This is a genomic window from Photorhabdus kleinii, from assembly GCF_025384885.1.
GTDB lineage: Bacteria > Pseudomonadota > Gammaproteobacteria > Enterobacterales > Enterobacteriaceae > Photorhabdus > Photorhabdus kayaii.
On sequence record NZ_JAJAFY010000105.1, the window covers coordinates 1 to 2918 of the forward strand.

Genomic DNA, 2918 nt, shown 5'->3' on the forward strand with positions numbered 1-2918 from the left:
TTACTTAGTTTAATAAATTCTTTATTTGCATATATAAGACGAAATTTTTTATCTTTTACAAACCACGGATCATGACTTCTATCCCACGTATTTGTTAACTGAGGGGTAATTTAACTCATATATGACCTTCAATAATTATTGAATAAATAAGGTTTCATAATTCCGCTACACGTGATTTCCTTCAACCCATTGTTATACATAGGGTTGTTAGTAGATAAGGTGTAGCACCATTTTGGAAAGTTATTTATAAGTAGAAAAGTATTTCAACAATCAGCAAGAGCAGCTACTCGTTCTATAGGGAACCATTCCGTCATAGTTAGAAGTTATAGTATTGCTATGATCTCAATGGCATGAGTAGTCCTAGGTTGAGATTGTTCTAAATCATACAGTTCAAACTCCAGTTTCGAATTGTTTGTTACAAATAGAATAACGAATTCATTTTAGATAGAATGTGAGATAAGTCTGCTGTTCATGTAAACTGTTTCATGAAGTGTTAAAATGTGATTTATATAACAATCTTTGATCTTGCTTATAACTGATTAGCTGTAATATCCACTACCTTATTATGGGAATATTTCAATGAATGTCCTTAGCTCAAATATTCCTTAAAAGTCTATAATGAGTACAAATCAACAGTGTTAACACACTAAGAGAATTTCCTTAATATTTTATAAGAAGAGAGGTAAATTCCATTATGAAATTAATACATTGGATTGCCGAGTTTAGGGATGAGTTTTATAAAAAAGGGTTAGTATATAATACCCAAACTCTCGCCTTATATGGTAGTAGAAGAGAATTAAAAGATCTCTTAGAGGGTAAAAAACATATAAAAGAAATTAAAGATTTTACTGGATAGGGGTAGTGACCAGCTCCCCGGTCATCAACACCCCTTTATTGCTATACAAGCACATACTGCCAAACGGCCCTTACTTCGTTGGCGGTTAATTTTATACAGAAACTTACGGTTTGGACGCCAATAACACAGTAAAACCGTAAATTTATTTTCAAATACTCCTGCTGGTCCTATTTATGAGCCATCTTTTCGAGTGAGTTCATCAGAATTCACCATTATTAATTTTAATTATGGCTTTTACATGTTGTTTTGCGGCTTCTTTTGTTAAATGAATAACCCCCGATTGTAAATAATAATAATCAACATTATCATCTCTCCAGACAAAATACCCCACCCCGTCAGAACTTGCAGTGAAATATCTGTCCCTCTCTTTTAACTCATAATCAATCGGCTTTGGAAAACTAATTTTACCGACTGTTATCATTTCATGCTTACGGCGATATTTAAAATCAGGATTCCAGTTTGGGTGATGAAGAATATCTTCCCATAATTCATTGGCATCATCATACATTTCCCAAAGCAGCCAAGGTTTATCTGTTTTAAAAGCATCTTGTGCATACTGCATCATTTGTTCAGCGTGCACATGTTTTTTATTTTCTGACATTATTTAACTCTCCACTTAATAATCCAAGTTGGTAGCTTATTAGTCGAATCCGCCTTATATATTTAATTCCAGGCGGATTAGAGCATTGATTTTGTGAGATAATTAAGTAATTATCTATTTTCAAACACTACACTTAATTTTTCTATAATAAAAAATCATACCAAAATATTGATAATCACCGGGAATGTGTCGGTATTTTATTTCATTACAGTCTTCGCAAAACCTTATCCATTGAGATAACCACCGCGACGGGTTTTCCGTTTTTATTTATTTGGATTGGGGCACGTTGTGCTTTGAGTAGCATGTCGCCAAACTGGGTTCTGGCTTCATTGGCAGAAAGAGCATCCATAATAATCCCCTCATTGAATAATGTTATGATTCAAACAATATAAACGAATCGAACGATTTGGTCGAATTTAAATCTATCAAAAAGTATGAAACTGGATAATTTCCGTTTCTTCAGATTTCACGCAGCACACGTAAGCCGTTAAACGATTCAAAAATATTGACGCTTATTTATTACGAAAAAAATAACTAACTTATTGAAAATATTAACTACGCGGAAACGCCGGCGACGGCATTGAGCCGTTGGTCAACGCATCCGCGTTGAACGGTATGAACAAGAAATTTGATGAACTACAGACGTAAAAAAACCCGATTGGTTATTCGGGTTCTTTATGTTCCAGTGCGGAGTTGGTATCTCCAACCGGATGGAGTCATTCTTCATCTAACGTCTTAATTATATCCCTTGAAGCATATTTTGCAACCAACATTCGGTTAATAGTGGATGTATGGCTACAAGCGGGTATAATCAGCAAGTTAGCACTGTTTTGTGGCTCTCCTGCCCTTTATCCATTTCGTTGGGTATGAACGATTTTAAAGTCCTGACTGAACAAACAGGTGGTGCTGTGTTCGGTGCTCTGGCGGGAGGGAGTCATTCTTCATCTAACAATGAGAAAACCGTTGTGACAGGCAGTGTAAGAGTAAACAACGGTGTCTCCCTCCAGTTAATCTGGAGAAACGCATGGGTGCTTTTATTGATAAAGCAATCATGGTTCTGAAAGTGTTAATCGCGCTTCTGGAACTGATCCGAACCTTCTTCGTATGATGGAGTGACGGAAACGTAGCTAAGGCCGGAGGTTAACCATCTTCGGCCTTTAATAAATTAGTTGTTCAGATAATTCATTAATGAAGGTGTTTTATGGCAGAGGATCTAAAAGAATCTGTATGTCAGGCTATGGGATATTTTAACAAATATCATCGCTACTCAATAAAGCAGTTAGCGTCTGATTACCAGGAAGAAATTACCAAATACAGTGATGATAAATGGGAAGCTCCACAACGCGCTGCGCGTCTAAGCGCTACTGTCAAAAACTACAAAACTTCTCAGATGCTCTGTTTTATATTCGATATTGCGTTTAAAAACGAGCTGGATCTCACCCCGCTGGTAGTAAAACGGCT

The 2918-nt window shown here is 36.1% G+C and carries 4 protein-coding genes and 2 pseudogenes; 4 read left to right on the forward strand and 2 right to left on the reverse strand.

Going from position 1 to position 2918, the window contains the following annotated elements; genetic code table 11:
• Positions 1-694 precede the first annotated feature (694 nt).
• Positions 695-856 carry a hypothetical protein gene (locus LG003_RS22635; RefSeq protein ID WP_262981717.1) on the forward strand — a complete coding sequence of 54 codons (162 nt, stop codon included), beginning with the start codon at positions 695-697 and terminating at the stop codon, positions 854-856.
• Positions 857-1055: 199 nt separating this feature from the next.
• Here LG003_RS22635 and LG003_RS22640 read toward each other — a convergent pair whose 3' ends face one another.
• Both LG003_RS22640 and LG003_RS22645 read right to left on the reverse strand, forming a co-directional pair.
• The gene (locus tag LG003_RS22640) at positions 1056-1457 is read right to left on the reverse strand and encodes a hypothetical protein (protein ID WP_262981718.1); all 402 of its coding nucleotides are present in this window, start codon (positions 1455-1457) and stop codon (positions 1056-1058) included.
• A 226-nt stretch (positions 1458-1683) separates the two neighbouring features.
• Positions 1684-1806: pseudogene (locus tag LG003_RS22645) on the reverse strand (type II toxin-antitoxin system prevent-host-death family antitoxin); the annotation flags it as partial.
• A 442-nt stretch (positions 1807-2248) separates the two neighbouring features.
• Here LG003_RS22645 and LG003_RS22650 point away from each other — a divergent pair.
• The 3 genes and pseudogenes from LG003_RS22650 to LG003_RS22655 form a co-directional block, all read left to right on the forward strand.
• Positions 2249-2518: a hypothetical protein gene (locus tag LG003_RS22650; RefSeq protein WP_262981719.1), complete on the forward strand. Its 270-nt coding sequence runs from the start codon at positions 2249-2251 to the stop codon at positions 2516-2518.
• Positions 2509-2565 (forward strand): damage-inducible type I toxin DinQ, encoded by a 57-nt coding sequence (gene dinQ / locus LG003_RS23585; RefSeq protein ID WP_390894165.1) that lies wholly within the window; start codon positions 2509-2511, stop codon positions 2563-2565. The genes LG003_RS22650 and dinQ overlap by 10 nt, the downstream gene beginning before the upstream one ends.
• A gap of 93 nt (positions 2566-2658) precedes the next feature.
• A pseudogene (locus LG003_RS22655) lies at positions 2659-2918 on the forward strand (hypothetical protein); the annotation flags it as partial.